This window comes from Streptomyces sp. NBRC 109706, assembly GCF_000974485.1.
Taxonomy (GTDB): domain Bacteria; phylum Actinomycetota; class Actinomycetes; order Streptomycetales; family Streptomycetaceae; genus Streptomyces.
The window spans coordinates 781,298-799,402 of the sequence record NZ_BBOM01000006.1 but is presented as its reverse complement, the minus strand read 5'-3'; the positions used below and the strand labels follow the sequence as shown (position 1 = coordinate 799,402).

Annotated in this window: 15 protein-coding genes and 1 tRNA gene; 4 read left to right on the top strand and 12 right to left on the bottom strand. The window is 72.8% G+C overall.

Annotated features, from left to right (window positions below; all coding sequences use genetic code 11):
• Positions 1–36: 36 nt before the first annotated feature.
• From AOM46_RS13670 to AOM46_RS13640, 7 genes are all read right to left on the bottom strand, one after another.
• Positions 37–555 (bottom strand): hypothetical protein, encoded by a 519-nt coding sequence (locus AOM46_RS13670; protein WP_062210382.1) that lies wholly within the window; start codon positions 553–555, stop codon positions 37–39.
• Between the two features lie 137 nt (positions 556–692).
• The gene (locus tag AOM46_RS13665; RefSeq protein ID WP_062210379.1) at positions 693–1,919 is read right to left on the bottom strand and encodes a helix-turn-helix domain-containing protein; all 1,227 of its coding nucleotides are present in this window, start codon (positions 1,917–1,919) and stop codon (positions 693–695) included.
• A 286-nt stretch (positions 1,920–2,205) separates the two neighbouring features.
• Complete coding sequence (locus tag AOM46_RS33175) at positions 2,206–2,439, bottom strand: hypothetical protein (protein WP_062210377.1); 234 nt, start codon at positions 2,437–2,439, stop codon at positions 2,206–2,208.
• Positions 2,440–2,590: 151 nt separating this feature from the next.
• Entirely contained in the window at positions 2,591–5,107 is a 2,517-nt protein-coding gene (locus tag AOM46_RS13655; RefSeq protein WP_199823969.1) for an ABC transporter permease, read from the bottom strand.
• Positions 5,107–5,847, bottom strand: a complete 741-nt coding sequence (locus AOM46_RS13650; RefSeq protein WP_234313768.1) for an ABC transporter ATP-binding protein — start codon at positions 5,845–5,847, stop codon at positions 5,107–5,109. The genes AOM46_RS13655 and AOM46_RS13650 overlap by 1 nt, the downstream gene beginning before the upstream one ends.
• Before the next feature lie 4 nt (positions 5,848–5,851).
• Complete coding sequence (locus AOM46_RS13645; RefSeq protein ID WP_062210368.1) at positions 5,852–6,484, bottom strand: helix-turn-helix transcriptional regulator; 633 nt, start codon at positions 6,482–6,484, stop codon at positions 5,852–5,854.
• 149 nt (positions 6,485–6,633) lie between these two features.
• Positions 6,634–8,097, bottom strand: a complete 1,464-nt coding sequence (locus tag AOM46_RS13640) for an MFS transporter (protein WP_234313767.1) — start codon at positions 8,095–8,097, stop codon at positions 6,634–6,636.
• A gap of 75 nt (positions 8,098–8,172) precedes the next feature.
• On the opposite strand from AOM46_RS13640, the gene AOM46_RS13635 reads away from it, so the two are divergent.
• Positions 8,173–9,288, top strand: coding sequence for a YafY family protein (locus AOM46_RS13635; RefSeq protein ID WP_067226175.1), 1,116 nt, complete (start codon positions 8,173–8,175; stop codon positions 9,286–9,288).
• Positions 9,289–10,026: 738 nt separating this feature from the next.
• Here AOM46_RS13635 and AOM46_RS13630 read toward each other — a convergent pair.
• The 3 genes from AOM46_RS13630 to AOM46_RS13620 form a co-directional block, all read right to left on the bottom strand.
• A tRNA-Met gene (locus AOM46_RS13630) sits at positions 10,027–10,103 on the bottom strand.
• A 44-nt stretch (positions 10,104–10,147) separates the two neighbouring features.
• Complete coding sequence (locus AOM46_RS13625) at positions 10,148–11,080, bottom strand: SMP-30/gluconolactonase/LRE family protein (protein WP_062210362.1); 933 nt, start codon at positions 11,078–11,080, stop codon at positions 10,148–10,150.
• Positions 11,081–11,102: 22 nt separating this feature from the next.
• Positions 11,103–12,122, bottom strand: a complete 1,020-nt coding sequence (locus AOM46_RS13620) for an EamA family transporter (protein WP_234313766.1) — start codon at positions 12,120–12,122, stop codon at positions 11,103–11,105.
• Positions 12,123–12,283: 161 nt separating this feature from the next.
• On the opposite strand from AOM46_RS13620, the gene AOM46_RS13615 reads away from it, so the two are divergent.
• Entirely contained in the window at positions 12,284–12,808 is a 525-nt protein-coding gene (locus AOM46_RS13615; RefSeq protein WP_062210358.1) for a MarR family winged helix-turn-helix transcriptional regulator, read from the top strand.
• Positions 12,809–12,855: 47 nt separating this feature from the next.
• On the opposite strand, the gene aroQ is transcribed toward AOM46_RS13615, so the two are convergent.
• Entirely contained in the window at positions 12,856–13,464 is a 609-nt protein-coding gene (gene aroQ / locus AOM46_RS13610) for a gamma subclass chorismate mutase AroQ (RefSeq protein WP_062210354.1), read from the bottom strand.
• A 119-nt stretch (positions 13,465–13,583) separates the two neighbouring features.
• Between aroQ and solA the strand changes: the two genes are divergently transcribed.
• Positions 13,584–14,756 carry an N-methyl-L-tryptophan oxidase gene (solA, locus tag AOM46_RS13605; protein ID WP_062210352.1) on the top strand — a complete coding sequence of 391 codons (1,173 nt, stop codon included), beginning with the start codon at positions 13,584–13,586 and terminating at the stop codon, positions 14,754–14,756.
• 7 nt (positions 14,757–14,763) lie between these two features.
• Here the strand turns inward: solA and AOM46_RS13600 are convergent, their stop codons facing one another.
• Complete coding sequence (locus tag AOM46_RS13600) at positions 14,764–16,302, bottom strand: short-chain fatty acyl-CoA regulator family protein (protein WP_062210349.1); 1,539 nt, start codon at positions 16,300–16,302, stop codon at positions 14,764–14,766.
• 453 nt (positions 16,303–16,755) lie between these two features.
• Here AOM46_RS13600 and aceA point away from each other — a divergent pair, with 453 nt between their 5' ends.
• On the top strand, positions 16,756–18,063 hold the full coding sequence (gene aceA, locus AOM46_RS13595) for an isocitrate lyase (protein WP_062210346.1): 1,308 nt from the start codon (positions 16,756–16,758) through the stop codon (positions 18,061–18,063).
• Positions 18,064–18,105 lie beyond the last annotated feature (42 nt).

The window sequence follows — 18,105 nt, the reverse complement described above, 5'->3', positions numbered from 1 at the left end:
TCGTCCCACCTCGGATGACGCGCTTCGGGGCGCGGCTCAGCGCTCGTGGCACGAGCAGTCGCAGGCCAGATAGATCACCGGGATCCCGACCGGCGGTGGCGGCGCCACCCCCTTGGTACAGGAGCGGTGCGCCCCGGTGTGGCACTCCACCGTCCGGTAGGCGTCCGGGGTGCGACAGCCGTTGGCGACGACCGTCAACACCTCGTGCAGGGCGACCGGATCGGTGAGGCAGAAGCGGCGCGGCGGGATCAGCCAGCGCGCCGCCGGTCCCTCGGTGCGGGACGGCGGTGGCACCGAAAGGCTCTCGTCGGCGCCGAGGACCACGATGCCGGGGAGCCGCCAGCCGTCCGCCGAACCGACCGGGACCAGCCAGAACATCGCGCGTTCGGTGGGGAGATGGATCACGGGCCCGGTGCGCTCGCCGAGCCGGGCGATGGCCCTGGCGCCCTCCGCTCCCGAGGCCCTGACGGCGTCGAACCATCGGCCGCACGGCAGGACCCTGACGCCCTGACCAGCGGACGGCACCCAAGCGGGGTAGGGGATATCGATCTGCACCAGACACCTCCGGCGTCAACGACGAGCGACCCATCACCGAACGTACCCGTGCCATTACTGTCGGCATGAGGGGAAGGAATACGAGCAGCTCAACACATCCGATTCCGGCGGCCGTCGGGCCTGGATCCGCTCCCGGGTCACGCGCTCAGATGGAACCGCGCCGACATCCGCCGCAGTTGCTCGCGCACCCCCGTCCGCTCCCCGTAGACGATGCGCCGCAGCGTGGCCCGGGCGATCGGATGGTTCCTGATCAGCTGGGGCGCGATGCGTTCCGCCGCCGCCAGCTCCGTCACCGCGTGCTCGCGTCGGCCCGACCAGAGGTAGGCGCGCGCGAGGTCCATCCGGTAGTGGCCGCGCCGGGACGCCGGCAGGGCGTCGACAAGCTCCGGGTCGAGCCGCTCGTGGAGCCGCAACGCCTCGTCCTGCTGGCTCAGTTCGAGCGCCACATTGACCCGGTGGATCCCGACATTGCCGGCGCTGAACGTCAACGAGTGCCGGTCGTCGACGGATTGGGTCTCGGCGGTCACCCGGCGCGCCGACTCGTCGGCCAGCTTCAGCCGGTGACCCGCCTCGCCGGCGTTCCCCGCCCTGGCGGCCGAGACGGCGGCGCGCAGTTGGAGCGAGCCCCAGACCCGCAGCGCCAGCGCCTCGCCGCGCTCATAGGAGGCGGACACGCCGCGCAGCGCCTTGTCCCCGAGGGCCAGCGCGTCGTCCCAGTCGGCGGTCGCCCACATGTCCCAGGCCCGCATCCAGTCCACCACGGCGGGCAGCAGGGGATCGCCGGAACGTTGGGCCGCCCAGCCGGCGCGCTCGGCGGCCAGGGTGATCAACTCGGGGTGCCCCAGGGCGTGCGCCGAGGTGTGCCCGAACTTGCACGCCACCGCGTAGACGGCGTACGCCTCCTCCCGTTCGCGCCCCCCTGCCGTCTCGGCCAGGGCATGGGCCTCGCGCAGCAGATCGGGGAGCAGGGTCAGGATGGCGGTGTTGTCGGCGTCGTCCCGCAGCCGGTGGAGGCGGCGCATCTCCTGCCACAGCTCGGCGGACGGCCTGGGGGAGCCGTCGAAGGTCGGCGCCAGATCGTAACGCCGCAGCTCGCGTAAGGTCAGCGCGGCCGAGACCTGCCACTGGTTCTCCGCCGTGCTGCCGGTGAAGGGACGGTCGATCAGTTCGTTGGGGTGGATATGGAGCACCCCGGCGAGCGCGTTGATCACGCTGGCGCGGTCCAGTTCGATATCGCCGCTCTCCACCTTGGAGACCCAGCTCTGGGTGCGCCGCAGCCGGGCGGCGACATCGGCCTGGGTCAGCCCGAGGCGTAGCCGCGCGCGGCGCATCCGCTGGCCAATGGTCTCCGTCTCGTCCGCCATCACCGCGCCACCACCGGGGTAACCGCCTTTGGGCGCACGGGAGTTGTCCGGTCCATCCAGGGCCTCCAAGGAGCTGTCCGCCAGATCGCACCCCGGACGCTACCGCCACCCGCCCGGCCGGCACCCTCCCCTTTCCCCCCAGCGACACCCGTTCGACCCGACACCCGAACTACGGGGCGGGGCCGCGGTGTTCGATGCCGGAGGGGATACGAAAGCGCCCCGCGCGGGGCGGGGCGTCTCGGGTTCGGCCGGCCGCCGGCCCAGGGCCCCGGCGGGGTCGTGCTCGTTACTTGTCCTCGGTCCCTTCGGTCCCGTCGCTCTGCTCGTTCTCGCCCTCCGTGGCCTCGGCGGTCTCGGGGAGGCGGCCCTGTTTGGCGGCCTTGGCCGCCGCGCGGCGCTGGGCGCGGTTGCCGTTGGGGTCGGGGGTGACCTCCTCGGGCTCGCCGAGCGGGCGGAAGCCGCCCCGCCCGGCCGGGGACTGGGCTCCGATGCGGGAGGGTTGGGGTGCGCGCTTGGCCATGGAATGGTCCTCTCCTCGATGGTGCGACGCTCCAGTCTGACGGCAATGGCGCGGGGCCGCCGCCAAATATCACCGCCCGGGTCCGGCTCCGGGGTTCGCCGCCGGGTCCGGCGCTGAGGTGCGGGGACCGGCGCCGGGCGCGGCCTCGGGCTCAGCGCCCGGCCCGTTCGCGGGCGGCCAGCCGGGCGGGGACGGCGGTGGCGGCCAGGGCCAGCGCGGTGGCTCCGGCGACGATGGCCAGATAGCCGGTGGGGGCCGGGGACGGGGCCGCCCGTCCCGTCATCCCGGCGCTGAAGGCGGTGAGGGTGGCCAGCGCGATGGCGGTGCCGAGGACGATCGCGACCGCCGCCACGGTGAGCGTTTCCAGGCGCACCATGGCGCGCAGCTGGCGCCGGGTGGTGCCGACCAGCCGGAGCAACGCGAACTCCCGGGACCTCTCGGCGGTGGCCAGGGCCAGGGTGTTGACCGAGGCAATGGTGGTGAACGCGAGGACCAGTCCCATGCCCAGAAACGCGACCTCGGCGTTGGTGGCGTGGGCGGCGGCCGTCGACTCGGCCATCCGGTCGCCGCCGGCCACCGAGAGGCCGGGGAAGCCGGCGAGCGCCCGGGACAGTTCCTCGGCGTCGGCCGCGCCGCTGACCAGCACGGACTCGGCCAGCGGATGGTCCACATGGCGCACCAGCAGGGCATGGTCGAGGACGAGGTCCCCGAAGCCGAGCCCGCGTTCGTAGACGGCGGCCACGGTGAGGGTGACGGGGGTGCCGTCGCCCAGGACCAGCGCGAACTCGTCGCCGGGGCCGATCCCGTGGCCGTCGGCGACCAGATCGCTGACCGCGACGGTGTCCTCGTCGAGCCGGTCGATCGAGCCCGCTGAGACGGCGAGGTCGAGCGTCCCGGCCAGGCCATCGGCGGTGACGCCCCGCGCGGTGTACCTGTCGAGCCCGGGGGTGCGCAGGGTGCTGTGCAGCACCTCGGTGACGGCGGTGGTGCCGGGCAGTTCGCGGAGCCGTTCGGCGGCCTCGGCCGGCACTCCTGGCCCCTCGGCCGTCACCACCCAGTCGGCCGACACCCCGTCCCTGACCTGCCGTTCGGCGGCGTTCCCCAGGGTGGTCCCGCTGAAGGCAATGGTGCAGGCCATGGCGATCAGCAGGGTCAACGGGGTGATCACGGCGGCCAGTCGGGCCGCGTTGGCGCGGGCGTGTTCGATGGCGAGATGGCCGGTCACCCGGAAGAGCCGGAGCGGGAGAGCGGCCAGCGCGAAGGCGAGACGGGCCAACTGCGGGCCGAGCAGGGCGACGCCGACGCAGAGCAGCAGCACGCTCAGATAGGTGACGGGGGTGGCCGCGGGTTCGGTGCGCAACGTCGAGAGCACGGCCAGCAGCACCGCGCCGCCGGCGAGGGCGAGCACGCCCGTCGACGGCCGGAGCCAGCCGGCGTTCCGGGGTTCGACCGCGGCCTCGGCCAGCGCCTCGGCGGGGCGCACCCGGGCGGTCCTGCGGGCCGAGATCCGGGCCGCGCCCCAGGCCGCGACGGCGGTGGCCAGCACGGCGGCGGCCGGCGGGAGGAAGCCGGCGACCAGGCCGAGGGTGGGCGGCACGGTGCCCATGGCGACGAACTCGTCGAAGAGCCAACGGCCCAGGGGGATGCCCAGGACGGCGCCGAGCAGCCCGGCGGCCAGCCCGATGAGCAGCGCCTCGCGGCCGATCAGCCGGCGGATCTGGCGCGGGGTGGCGGCGATGGCGCGCAACAGGGCGAGTTCCGCGCGGCGTTGCCGGCCGGTGAGCGCGAAGGTGCCGACCACCACCAGCACGGCGACCAGCAGCCCGGTGCCGCCGATGGCGCCGCCCATGCTGACGAGTTGGACGCGGGCGCGGGCGGCGCCCAGGAACTCGGCGGGGCCGCGTTCGCCGCCGGTCCGCACCTGGAGCGGGCCGTCGGCCAGCGCCGTCTCCAGCCGGTCGGCCAACGCGCCCTCGTCGACGCCCGGTTCGGGAACGACGCCGATGGCGGCGACCTGTCCGGGCCGGACGGCCAGCCGTTCGGCCTCCCGGTCGGTGAAGAACAGGGCGGCCTGCTCGGTGAGTTCGCCCGCGCGGGGGGTGGCCAGGCCGACCACGGTGTAGTCGGTGGGGCGGCCGGTGGCCTGGACGGTCACCCGGTCGCCGGGGGCGAGCCCGGTGCGGCGGGCCAGGGCGCCGTCCAGCACCACCTGGTCGTCGGCCGCCGGCTCCTCGCCCTCGACCAGTTGGAACGGGGTGATCGCGGCGGAGGTCCAGCCATGCCCCAGCGCCTCGGGGCCACCGGCGTCCAACGGCCCCCCGTCGTCCATGGGCACGGCCGGGAACGAGACTTCGGGCAGCACCTCGGCCACCCCGTCCACCGACCGGAGTTGATCGACGGTGTCCGCCGGTATCCATACCCGCTCGAAAACCGGCTTGGCCTTGTGCTTGGTCTTATCGCCCTTCTGTTTGACGTGATGCACATTCTGATCGCCGGTAACGATCACGGGAGTTCCGGCGTAACGTTCGGCGCTGATCTCGCCGCGCAGACCGGTCTCCAGCAGCATTCCGCAGGAGGTGACCAGCGCGGCAGCGCACAGCAGGGCGAGAAAGGCGCCGACGAAGCCGGCCCCGCGGGCGCGCAGGGTCGCCAGGGTGTAGTGCAACATCAGGCCCACGCCCCCAGTCGCGTCATCCGGTCGGCGACCCGCTCGGCGGTGGGCGCGGCCAACTCGTCGACGATCCGCCCGTCGGCCAGGAAGAGCACGGTGTCGGCGAAGGAGGCGGCCACCGGATCGTGGGTGACCATCACCACGGTCCGGCCGCCGTCCCGGACGCAGGAGCGGAGCAGGTCCAGGATCTCCCGCGCCGTCACCGTGTCCAGCGCGCCGGTCGGCTCGTCGCCGAAGATCACCTCGGGTTCCGTGATCAACGCCCTGGCGATGGCGACGCGTTGCTGCTGACCGCCGGAGAGCTGGGCCGGCCGGGCCCCGGCCTTCCCGGCCAGGCCGACCCGCTCCAGCAGCTCGTCGATCCGGCGCCGGTCGACGCGCCGTCCGGCGAGCCGCAGCGGAAGCGCGATGTTATGCCGAACGGTCAGCGCCGGAACAAGGTTGAACGACTGGAAGACAAAACCGATCCGCTGGCGCCGCAACGCGGTCAGCTGGTTCTCCGACAGTCCGCCCAGTTCGGTCTCCCCGATCCAGCAACTGCCCGATGTCACCCGATCCAGTCCGGCGGCGCAGTGCAGCAGGGTGCTCTTGCCGGAGCCGGACGGGCCCATCACTGCGGTGAAGGTGCCGCCGGGGACAACGGTGGAGACGGCGTCCAACGCCAGAACGCCTCGCCCCTCGCGGCCCGGGGACCGGCCGGGGGACCGCCCTGGGGACCGGCCGTAGGACTTGGTCACCCGCTCAAGCCGCAGCGCGGCACGGGCCGGCGGGCGGGTCGTCGTCGTCCTCGGGCGGACGCGCCGGCGCGGGGAAGGCGAGGAAACGGGTGAGCACCGCGCGGGCCCCGGGCGGCGTGTCCGCCTCGGCGCGGCGGTAGCGGTTGAGCAGCGCCAGATAGTCCTCGAACAGCTCCCGCAGCTCGGCCGGGGTCAGCCGGACGGTGCCCCGGGAGTAGGGGAAGGCGTCACGCCAGGGGCCCGACTCCTCGTCCGCACCCTGGCGTTGGGCGAAGAGCCGCAGGTCGGAGACGTAGGCGAGACGGTTCATCTCGTCCACCACGGCCCGTGTCCCGGGGTCCTGCTCGCTGCGCGGAGGAAGGCGCAGATCCTGCGCGACGGCGCGCCACCAGCGTTCCCTCGACCGGCAGGTGGCGCCGTCCGGCGGCCCGGTCTCCTCGACAAAGCCGTGCCGGGCCAGGGCGCGCAGATGGTAGCTGGTGGCCCCGGTGTTGAGGCCGAGGGCGCGGGCCAGCCCGGCGCCGGTGGCCGGACCATGCCGGTTCAGCTGGTCCAGAATGCCCAGCCGCCGGGGGTGGGCGAGGGCCTGGAGCGCCGGAAGCGAGGGCGTGGAGGGCATATGCGGTGTGGAGGGCATATGCACAGACTGCTGTGCACAGGTGGTTGTGCACGATCGGGTGAACACCCGAGGTGGGGGTGGGGATATCCCCACCCCCACCTCGGGATCGCCACCGGTCCGGTCCGGTCCGATTCAGTTCAGTTCAGGTCAGGTCGGGTCAGGTCGGGTCAGATCAGTGCCGGCTCCCGCCGGGCGGCCTCCGCCGGCGCCTCGGGGGTGGTCGGCGTGGCGGCCTCCCTGGCCCTGCGGGGCAACAGGAAGCCGAGCAGAAAGGCCAGCACGGTCAACCCGAGTGCGATCAGCGTCACCTGACGAGCGGCCAGCAGATGGTCGTCGACCAGCGGGGTGGCCCCGACGGTGGAGAAGAAGACCGTGCCCAGCACCGCGACGCCCAGGCTGGCGCCCAACTGCTGGAAGGACTCCAGCAGTCCGGACGCGGAACCCACCTCGCCGTCGTCGACCTTCGCCATGATGATGTCGAAGAGCGGCACGAAGATCATGCCCATGCCGAGCCCATAGACCAGGAGCACGGGCGCCAGGCTCCAACCGGTCAACTCGGCGCCCACCCCGTCGATCACCCCGTAGGTACCGGCCAGCCCGACCACCATCAGCGCCAGCCCGAGATGGAGCACCCGGCGTCCCAACCTGGCCATCGTGGCGGCGGCGAACCCGGAACCGAGGAACCCGCCGACCGCCCACGGCGCCATCGCCAGGCTCGCCCGCAACGGTCCGAAGCCAAGGCCCAGTTGCAGCAGCAACGACATCACCAGGGAGAAGCCGACGATGGCGCTGAAGAACACCAGGGTGAACCCCACGCCGGCGGTATAGGAGCGCTTGGCCAGCACGCTCAGTTCCACCAGCGGCACCCGACCGGCCGCCGACCGTGCCCGTTGCCTGATCACAAAGCCGCCCAGCGACAGCAGCGCGCCCACCGAGAGGCCCAACAGCCAGCCGGGCCAGCCCAGTTCCCGCCCCTGCACCAGCGGGAAGATCAACAGGAACATGCCCACGCTGGCCAGCGCCGCGCCGGGACCGTCCAGCCGCAGCGTCCGGTCGCCCCGGCTCCTCGGCAACACCCGGGCGCCGACGGCCAACCCGAAGACGGCGATCGGCAGGTTGATCAGAAAGACCATCCGCCAGCCGCTGCCCAGGATGTCGGCGTCCACCAGCACCCCGGCGACGATCGGCCCCAGCACGGTGGCCAGCCCGATCACCGGCCCCAACGCGCCGAACGCCTTGCCGATCTCCCGCGGCGGGAACAGGTCCCGGATCAGGCCGAACACCTGCGGCACCATCACCGCCGCGCAGAGCCCCTGCACCACCCGCGCCACGATCAGCGCCTCGGGCGACCAGGCGGCGGCGCAGGCCAGCGAGGCGAGCAGAAAGCCGGCCTCCCCCGCCAGCAGCACCCGGCGCCGCCCCCACATGTCGCCGAGCCGACCGCCGGTCAGCAGCCCCACCGCCATGGCGAGGGTGTAGGAGGCGGCCATCCACTGGAGGCTTGCCTCCGACCCGCCGAGATCGGCCCTGATCGCCGGCCCGGCGACCGTCACCACGGTGGCGTCCAGCAGGTTCATCAACATCGCGGCCAGCAGCGACCAGAGGCCGAGCCAGCGCAGACGGGTTCCCATCGCGTTCTCCATGTCCCGTACTCTCACAGGGAGATAGGAACGGATCGTTCCTGTATCGCGCGCAGGATGGATCACATGTTGGAGACATCGGCTCGCCTGCTTCGCCTTCTCTCGCTGCTGCAGACGCCGCGCGAGTGGACGGGCCCGGAGTTGGCCGAGCGACTACAGGTGACGACCAGAACGGTGAGGAACGACGTCGACCGGCTGCGCCGGCTCGGGTATCCGGTGGACGCCGTCCGGGGCTCGATCGGCGGCTACCGCCTCGGCGCGGGCAGCACCCTGCCGCCGCTGCTGCTCGACGACGAGGAGGCGGTGGCCGTCGCGGTCGGCCTGCGCACCGCGACCGGGGGCGCGATCAGCGGCATCGAGGAGTCCTCGCTCAGCGCGCTGACCAAGCTGGAACAGGTGCTGCCGCCCCGACTCCGCCGCCGCGTCGGCGCGTTGAACAGCTATACGGTGGCGATCCCGGCGCGCGAGTCGGAGTCCAGGGTCTCCCCCGAGACGCTGACCACCATCGCCGCGGCCTGCCGCGACCGGGAACGGCTCCGTTTCGACTATCTGACCCACCGCGCCAGCGAGCCGGTGCGACGGGAGGCCGAGCCCTATCGGCTGGTCAACTACGGGCGCCGCTGGTATCTGATCGCCTGGGACATCGCGCGCGAGGACTGGCGCACCTTCCGGGTGGACCGGCTCACCCCGCGCGTCCCCAACGGCCCCCGGTTCACGGCCAGACCGCTGCCCGACGAGGATGTCGCCGGCTATGTCTCCCGTGGCATCGCGGCGGCCCCCTGGCGGGTGCGGGCCCGGGTGCTGGTCCACATCCCGGCGGAACGCCTGACGGAACGGTTGCCCTGGTCGGTCGGCGTGGTCGAACCGGCAGGGCCCGACCGCTCTCTGCTGCACACGGGGGCCGACTCGGTCGAGACGCTGGCCGTCTGGCTCGGCATGCTGGACGCGGACTTCGAAGTCCAGGACAACCCCGAACTCCTCACCCACCTCGACCTACTCGCCCACCGCTTTGCCCGAGCGCGGGCAGCGCCGGACCACACCCCCGCTCCGCCCGGGGCAGGGCCAGAACCGGGCGGGGACCGCCCAGGCGAGACGGAGCCTGGCGGGGACCGCTCGGGCGGGACGGGGACGGGTGGGGAGGACCTGGGCGCGGCCGGGTCAGGCGACGGCGCGGCTCGGTAGACGAAGGCGGTGGGCGGGAACGGTCCACAGCAGGCTGGCGGGGCCACCACCGAACCAGCAGAAAACAACCTGACCCACCCGAACGAGACAGACCCGGGGCGGCAGAGCACACGGGCAAAGCCGGCCCGGGCGAAGCCCGCCCGGGTGGGGGCGGCCCGGGCGAGGGCGGCCCAGACATAGGCAGCCTGAGTGATGCCGGGTCAGACGAGGCAGGCCCGGACGAGGGCGCGGCTCGGTAGACGGAGGCAGTGGGCAGTAACGGTGCACAGCAGGCTCGCGGGCCCGCCACCGAACCAGCAGAAAACAACCTGACCCACCCGAACGAGACAAACCCGGGGCGGCAGAGCGCCCAGGCAAAGCCAAACCGGGCGGGGTCGGCCCGGGCGGGGACGGCCCGGGCGAGGGCGGCCCGGGCAGGGGCGGCTTGAGCGAAGCAGGCCCGGGCGGGGGCGGCCGAGGTGGAGCGGGCCTATGCGTCGCCGGGCCGGGCGAAGCGGGCCCGCGTGGGTGAGGGCGTGGACCCGTAGACGGAGGCAGTGCGCAGCGGGGCGCTGGTGGACCGGGCGGGAAGCAAACGGCTGGCGAAGGCGCTGCCAATAGGAGCAGCCCGGGGGCGCATCGCGGGCAGCGGGGACGACGGGGGCGGTGCCCGAAGTCCGGGGCGGCTGCGGCGGCTTGGCCTCGCGCCCAGCGAAACGGCGATGGGCCCGACGCCTTGGCGTCGGGCCCATCGATTCGTGGTAGCGGGGACAGGATTTGAACCTGCGACCTCTGGGTTATGAGCCCAGCGAGCTACCGAGCTGCTCCACCCCGCGTCGTGAGATCTACCCTACGCCATGCCGGGGGGTGCTCGTTGCCATTAAGCGCGCGGCGACCGCGCCGTGGGCAGGGCCGGCAGGCCCGTGACACTCATCATCAGCGAATAGATCGACGTGGTGCCGGCGATGAACATCCGGTTCCGGCGGAGGCCGCCGAACCGGATGTTGGCCACCACCTCGGGGACCAGCACACGGCCCAGCAGCGTGCCGTCCGGGTGGTAGCAGTGCACCCCGTCCTCCATGGCCGCGGCCCAGAGCCGACCCGCGTCGTCGAAGCGGATGTTGTCGAACTTCCCCCGGGCGCAGCTGGTGAAGACGCCCTCGTCGGCGAGGGTGTCGTCGTCCCTGACGCGGAACACGCGGATGTGGTTGGCCACGCTGTCCGAGACATAGAGCCGCGACTCGTCCGGCGAGAAGACAAGGCCGTTGGGGCCGACGAAGCCGTCGGCGACCAGCCGCACCTCGCCGCTGGCGGGGTCGATCCGGTAGACGTTGCGGGCGCCGATCTCGCTGGCGGCGCGATGGCCCTCGTAGTCGCTGGCGATGCCGAACTCCGGATCGGAGAACCAGACCGAGCCGTCGGACCGCACGGCGGCGTCGTTGGGGCTGTTGAGCCGCTTGCCCTGGAAACGATCGGCCAGCACCGTGATCGAGCCGTCGTGCTCCGTCCTGGTGACCCGGCGGTTGCCCTGCTCACAGGTGATCAACCGGCCCTGTCCGTCGAGGGTGTTGCCGTTGGGGAAGCCGGCCGAGCGGCGGAAGACACCGACCTGGCCCGTGGTCTCGTCCCAGCGCAGCAGCCGGTCGTTGGGGATGTCGCTCCACAACAGATACCGCCCGGCCGGCACATAGAGCGGGCCCTCCGCCCACCGGGAGCCCTGGTGCAGCGTCTCCAGCCGTCTGTCCCCCGCCCCGCACCGCTCGCTGCGGAACCGCTCGTCCAGGGCCTCGTACACCGGCGTCTGTGCGCTCACCGCTGAACACCTCTCCGTCCTGTCATCCTCGACCTGTGCTGCTCACCCCATCATCCGCGCTCTCCTCCGCGCCGGGCCGGGCGCCGGCCGGATCTCCGGGCGTGCGGGGGGAGGAGGGGCCGCCCCTGGCCGCGAGGCGCGAGGGCGCCGGCGTCGTGCCCTGCCCCGCTCGCTGCCCCAGCAGCACCCCGGCGAGGACCAGCCCGAGACCCACGAGCTGCCAGGCGGTGAGCGACTGACCGAGCAACAACAGCCCGGCGAGAGTGGCGACGACGGGGTTGACCAGGCTGAGGAAGGCCACCGAGGCCGCGGGGAGGCGCTCTATGCCCCGGAACCAGAGGGCGTAGGCCAGGGCCGTGCCGATCAATCCGAGATAGGCATAGCCGGCGAGATGGCCGGCCGTCGGGGCGGGCGGGGCGCCCTCGCCCAGCCAGGCTATCGGCGCCAGCACCAGACCACCGGCCGTCAACTGCCAGCCGGTGAGCGCCAGCAGGGAGGCGCCCGGCGGGCGACCCCAGCGCTTGGCCAGCACCACGGCGAGCGCCATCAGGGCCATGGCCACCAGCAGCGCCACCATCCCGCCGACATCCGGCACGACATCGGCGCGCAGCACCATCAGGGCGACGCCGACCAGCCCCAGCAGCGCCGCCGGCACCGAGCCGCGACCGGGACGGACCCGCAGCAGCACCACGCTCAACCCGACCACCACCAGCGGGGAGAGCGCGCCGATCGTGGAGGCGACCCCGCCGGGGAGGCGGTAGGCGCCGTAGAAGAGCAGCGGGAAGAAGGCCCCGAAGTTCAACAGGCCGAGGACGGACGCCTTCCACCACCAGTCGCCGCGCGGCAGCCGCCGGGTGAAGGCCAGGAGCAGCAGCCCGGCCGGCAGGGCCCGCAGCGCCGCTGCCAGCAGCGGCCGATCGGGCGGCAGCAGCTCGGTGGTCGTGACATAGGTGGTGCCCCAGGCGGCGGGGCCGACGGCCGCCAACGCGGCCACGCCCCAATGCCCCGCCGACATCCGCCGCTTCGCACCGCTCCCCACCATGGACCCCACCCCTTCCGAACGCCCCGGGCGGACGATCCCCCGGGGCAGTTATTTCAACGCAGACCTTCTCAACATTGAACTAGCTATCCGCGAGTCTGCCAGGTAGACTCTGCGAACGTCAAGTATCTGAGCGTTGAGTTATCTCGTCCAGGAGGAGTGCGATGAGCGAAGGCCCCCCGCAGCAGGCGGACGCGGTGGACGCGCTGCGCGCCCAGTGGGAGCGGGAGCGCCCCGATCTGGCCGGGTTGGACGCGATGGCGCTGATCGGCCGGATCAACCGCGCGTCCGTTCTGCTGTCCAAGGGCATGAAGCCGGTCTTCGCCGAACACGGCCTGGAGCATCCGGAGTTCGATGTGCTGGCCACGCTGCGCCGGGCCGGCGCGCCGCATGAGCTGACGCCGAGCGAGTTGGTGCTGGCCTCCATGGTCACCTCGGGCGCCATCACCAACCGGCTGGATCGGCTGGAGCGCAAGGGGCTTATCGAGCGCCATCCGGATCCGTCCGACCGAAGAGCCATCCGGGTCCGGCTCACCGGCGCCGGCCTCGGTCTTGTGGACCGCGCGGTGGTCGCCCATGTGGCCAACGAGGAGCGGATGTTGGCCGCGATGCCGCCCGAGGATCAGGCGGTGCTCAGCGCCGCGCTGCGCCAGCTGCTGATCGCCCTCGGCGACACCAGGCTCGGGTGAGCACCGTGGGCGGCATCTGGCGGCAGCCGCTGCGGCAGCGGGGGGGATCAGCCTGCGGTGGGGCAGAGGGAGCGGAGGGCGTGGCCCAGGGCGTGGGTGTGGAGTGGGTCCAGCTGCCGGCGGTCGCCGGTCTCGTCCAGGGCGCGGCCGCGCAGGGCGGGGCAGTCGGGGCCGGGGGTGAGCCCGGTCAGCGTGGTCAGCAGGTCCGCGTTGAGCCGGTCGATCTCGGCGCGGATGGCGGAGAGTTCCCCGGCGATAGAGCCCTCGGGCGTCTCGGGCGTCTCGGCCGTCCCGGAGGCGTCGGTCGGGGCTGCGTCCGGATCGGCGCGCCAGCGGGTGTGCAGGGCCCGCTGCACGAGCTTGTTGGCGTCGATCTGGTCGCGGAAGACCCGGGCGACGGCGTCCGGGTCGGCCCCGGCCCGGCGCGCCTCGACGCGGGCCCGCCGGATCACCTCCCGTTCCCTGGCCGGGTCGTCGATCGGATCGCCGCCGGCCCATTTGACGGCGGCCACCTGGTCGGCGGTGGCCAGCCGCTGGGCGGACAGCTCGGTCAACGCGCGCAGCGGCTCGGCGGGTTCGGGCGGCCGGCTGGTTCCGGTGGCGCCGAGGGCGGCGAGCGCCGCGAGGGTGAGGCCGAGCCGGCGAGGGATGCTCATACCGGGAGAACGACCGCCGGCCCCCCGCGTCGCGGCCTCGAGGACAACGCGGGTGGCCGGGCCCCGGTCGCGCCCCGGAAGGCACCACCCCGGCAATGCGACGACGACAGGAGTGACGGATGGCCCGCACCAGCTATGACGTGATCGTGCTCGGCATCGGCGGGATGGGCAGCGCGGCCGCCCATCAGCTGGCGGCGCGCGGCGCCCGGGTGCTCGGTCTGGAGCGTTTTGATCCCGTCCACGACCGGGGTTCCAGCCATGGCGGTTCGCGGATCATCCGGCAGTCGTACTTCGAGGGGGCGGACTATGTCCCGCTGCTGCTGCGCAGCTATGAGCTGTTCGAGCGGCTGGAGCGGGAGACCGGGCGGGAGTTGATGGTGCTGTCCGGCGGGCTGATGCTGGGCACCCGGGAGAGCCGCACGGTGGCCGGCTCGCTGGCGGCGGCCGACGCCTGGGATCTCCCCCATGAGCTGCTGGACGCCGCCGAGATCAGGCGGCGCTTCCCCACGCTGAGCCCGCGCGCGGACGAGGTGGCGCTCTGGGAGGCGCGCGCCGGCCTGGTGCGCCCCGAGGAGACGGTCAGGGCGGGGATCGAACGGGCCACCGCCGCAGGCGCCGAGCTGCGGTTCCGGGAGCCGGTCACCTCCTGGGAGGCGCTGCCCGGCGGCGCCGGAGTGCGGGTGCGCACCGCGCTCGGCAGCTATACGGCGGGGCAGCTGGTGATCTGCCCCGGTGCCTGGGCCCTGGAGCAACTGGCCGATCTGGGCGTGCCGTTCACCATCGAGCGGCAGATCATGTACTGGTTCCAGCCGAGCGGCGAGTCGGGGGTCGAGCCGTTTCTGCCGGATCGGCACCCCGTCTACATCTGGGAGCGGCCCGAGGACGACACGCAGATCTATGGCTTCCCGGCGATCGACGGGCCCGAAGGGGGCGCCAAGGTGGCGTTCTTCCGGCGCGCGGGCGGCGAGTGCACTCCGGAGACCATCGACCGCACGGTCCATCCGGCGGAGGTGGCGACGATGGCGGAGCACGCGGGTCGCCATCTGCCCAGCCTGCCCGGCGCCCTGCTGCACGCCGCCACCTGCATGTATACGACCACCCCTGACGAGCACTTCGTGATCGCCCGGCATCCGGCGCACGAGGCGGTCACGGTGGCCTGCGGCTTCTCGGGGCACGGCTTCAAGTTCGTGCCGGTGGTCGGCGAGATCCTCGCCGATCTGGCGCTCACGGGCACCACGGCGCATCCCGTCGCGCTGTTCCACCCCGGCCGGTTCGCCGCGTCGGGCGGGTAGGGGGGTGCTAGACGCCGGGCCGGCGGCGTACCGGGTAGGGGATGAAGGTGCTGCTGTGCTCGTCCACGGCGAGCGGCACGCCGGCGGGGGGCGCGGCCCGCTGGGGGCAGTCCAGCCGTTCGCAGCTGCGGCAGCCCATGCCGATCGGGGTGGCCACGGCCGCGTTGCCCAGGTCGAGTCCGTCGGAGTAGACCAGGCGCGCGGCGTGCGGGATCTCGCAGCCCAGGCCGATGGCGAAGGACTTGGCCGGATCGCCCCAGCCGCCCTGCCGGCGGGTGACCGTGCGGGCGATCCACAGATAGCGCTCGCCGTCCGGCATGGCGGCGATCTGCACATGGATGCGGCCGGGGGCGGCGAACGCCTCGTAGACGTTCCACAGCGGGCAGGTGCCGCCGGTGTGGGAGAAGTGGAAGCCGGTCGCCGACTGCCGTTTCGACATGTTGCCCGCCCGGTCCACCCGGACGAAGGAGAACGGCACCCCGCGCAGCCTGGGCCGTTGCAGGGTGCTCAGCCGGTGGCAGACGGTCTCGTAGCCGAGTCCGAACCGGTCGGCGAGCCGTTCGATGTCGTAGCGCACTTCCTCCGCCGCCGTGTGGAAGGCGCGGTAGGGGAGGATCAGCGCGGCGGCGAAGTAGTTGGCCACCCCGATCCGGGCCAGGGACCAGCTGTCCGAGCCGGGTGGGAAGTCCTCGCCGGCCAGTCGGGAGAGCCCCTGGTCGTACTCCAACAGGGCGAGCTGGGTGGCCATCCGGAACGCCTGTTGGCCGGGCCGCAGCCGTCCGGAGACGGAGAGCACACGGCTCTCGGGGTCATAGCGGTGCTGTTCCGGGCCGGCGTGGGGCAGGACGCGCACGCCATGCCGGTCGACCAACCGCGCCTCAAGGCGGCGCAGCACCTCGCCGGGGCGCACGCCGATCTCCTCGGCCAACTTCTCGGCGGCGAGATCCACTTCGTGGAGGTAGTTGCGGCGCCGATAGAAGAACTCCCTGATCTCCTCATGCGGAGCGCCCGGCGTACGCGCCCCCCGCGCCCCCACCGGACCCGCGCGCCCCCGACGTTCGGCGTCCGCAGCGGGCACGGCGTGCTCGGCGGGCACGGCAGGCCCAGCGTGCTCGGCGGGCACGGCGCCCGCCCACGCGGCGACGGGCGCGCCGCGTTCCGTCGGGGTCGCGGTCTCGGCTAGGCGGTCGGCCAGGGCGTGGTGGCGGCGGCCGAGTTCGAGCAGGAGCTGGGCGACCGAAGGCAGCCGGGAGGCGAGTTCGCCGAGGTCGGACGGGGTGACCCGGCCGTCGGTCAGCTCGTCGGCCAGGGCCTCCCGCAGTTCGGCGAGGAGCCGGCCGGTGTCCCGGGTGGAGAAGAAGTCGGGCTCGACGCCGAAGGTCTCGGTGAGCCGGAGCAGCACGGGAACGGTCAGCGGGCGTGAGTCGTGTTCCATCTGGTTGAGATAGCCGGGCGAGATGCCCAGCATCCTGGCCAACTCGGCCTGCCGCAGCCCGCGTTCCTCGCGGAGCCGTCGCAGCCGTGGCCCCGCGTAGACCTTGGCCATCGCCAGCGCCCTCCTTCGCCCTCGCCCGGCCGGTCGGCGTTGACCGGAGACGTTCGGGGGGTTCGCAGCGGTTCGCAGCAGTTCGCCATGGGTCACCACGGCGAACCATGGTTCGACCCGGTTTACAAGCTCAGCGGAACCCCACCGGAAGATTTTCAGAACTTAGCACCGATCCCCCCTTGATGGCACCCAGTGCCACCGTCACAGTGTGAGCACGGCCCGCCGAGCTCCGGCGAACCGGCCGGGGAAGCATCGGGGCCCGTGCCCACCCACGCCACGGCAACTCGACGCGGACACCGGACAGTTATGCCACTCGCCGGCAACATTGCTCAGCTTCACCCCCCGGCGGGGTTCGGCGGGCCGTGCCTTTGCACACCCTCCTCGGCACTCAGTGCCGAGCACCGCAAAGTTCACTTCGATCATCATCAGGGCAGTTTCACAGCGGAGACGATCATGACGGTCATCACGCAGGCGGAATCATCCACCGCGACATCCCAGGCGGCCGAGGCGTTGGCGCGCCGCTGGGCCACCGATCCCCGGTGGCAGGGCATCGAGCGCACCTACCGGGCCGAGGACGTGACGCGTCTTGCGGGCAGCGTCCAGGAGGAGCACACCCTGGCCCGGCGCGGGGCCGAGCGACTGTGGCGGCAGTTGCACGAGTCCGACTACCTGCACGCCCTCGGGGCGCTCACCGGCGGCCAGGCCGTGCAGCAGGTCAAGGCCGGTCTGCAGGCGATCTACCTCTCCGGTTGGCAGGTCGCGGCCGACGCCAACCAGGCGGGTCAGACCTACCCCGACCAGAGCCTCTACCCGGCCAACTCCGTGCCGCAGGTGGTGCGTCGGATCAACAACGCGCTGCTGCGCGCCGACCAGATCGCCACCGCCGAGGGGGACGGGGGCGCGGTCGACTGGCTGGCGCCCGTCGTCGCCGACGCCGAGGCCGGGTTCGGCGGACCGCTCAACGCGTTCGAGCTGACCAAGGCCATGATCGCGGCCGGCGCCGCCGGCATCCACTACGAGGACCAGTTGGCCGCCGAGAAGAAGTGCGGTCATCTGGGCGGCAAGGTGCTGGTGCCGACGTCCCAGCACATCCGCACCCTCAACGCGGCCCGGCTGGCCGCCGACATCGCCGGCGTGCCCACCGTGATCATCGCCCGCACCGATGCCCTCGCGGCCACGCTGATCACCAGCGACGTGGACGAGCGGGACGCGAGGTTCGTCACCGGGGAGCGCACCGCCGAGGGCTTCTACCGGGTGCGCAACGGGATGGCGCCCGCGGTGGCGCGCGGCCTGGCCTACGCGCCGCACGCCGATCTGCTCTGGATGGAGACGGGCACGCCGGATCTGCGGCAGGCCCGCGAGTTCGCGGAGGCGATCCACGCCCAGTACCCGGACCAGCTGCTGGCCTACAACTGCTCGCCCTCGTTCAACTGGAAGGCGTCGCTGGACGACGACCAGATCGCCAAGTTCCAGCGGGAGCTGGGCGCGATGGGCTACCGCTTCCAGTTCATCACGCTGGCCGGCTTCCACTCCCTCAACCACGGCATGTTCGACCTGGCCAGGGGCTATGCCGAGGAGGGGATGACGGCCTATGTCGAACTGCAGGAGAAGGAGTTCGCCGCCCAGCGGCACGGGTTCACGGCCGTGAAGCACCAACGCGAGGTCGGCACCGGCTACTTCGATCTGGTCTCGACGGCCGTCAACCCGGCATCCGCCACCACGGCGCTGGCGGGCTCGACGGAGGCCGAGCAGTTCGACTGACCCGAGGACCCGGCCGGCCCTGTCCCCTCGGCCGGCCGTCGG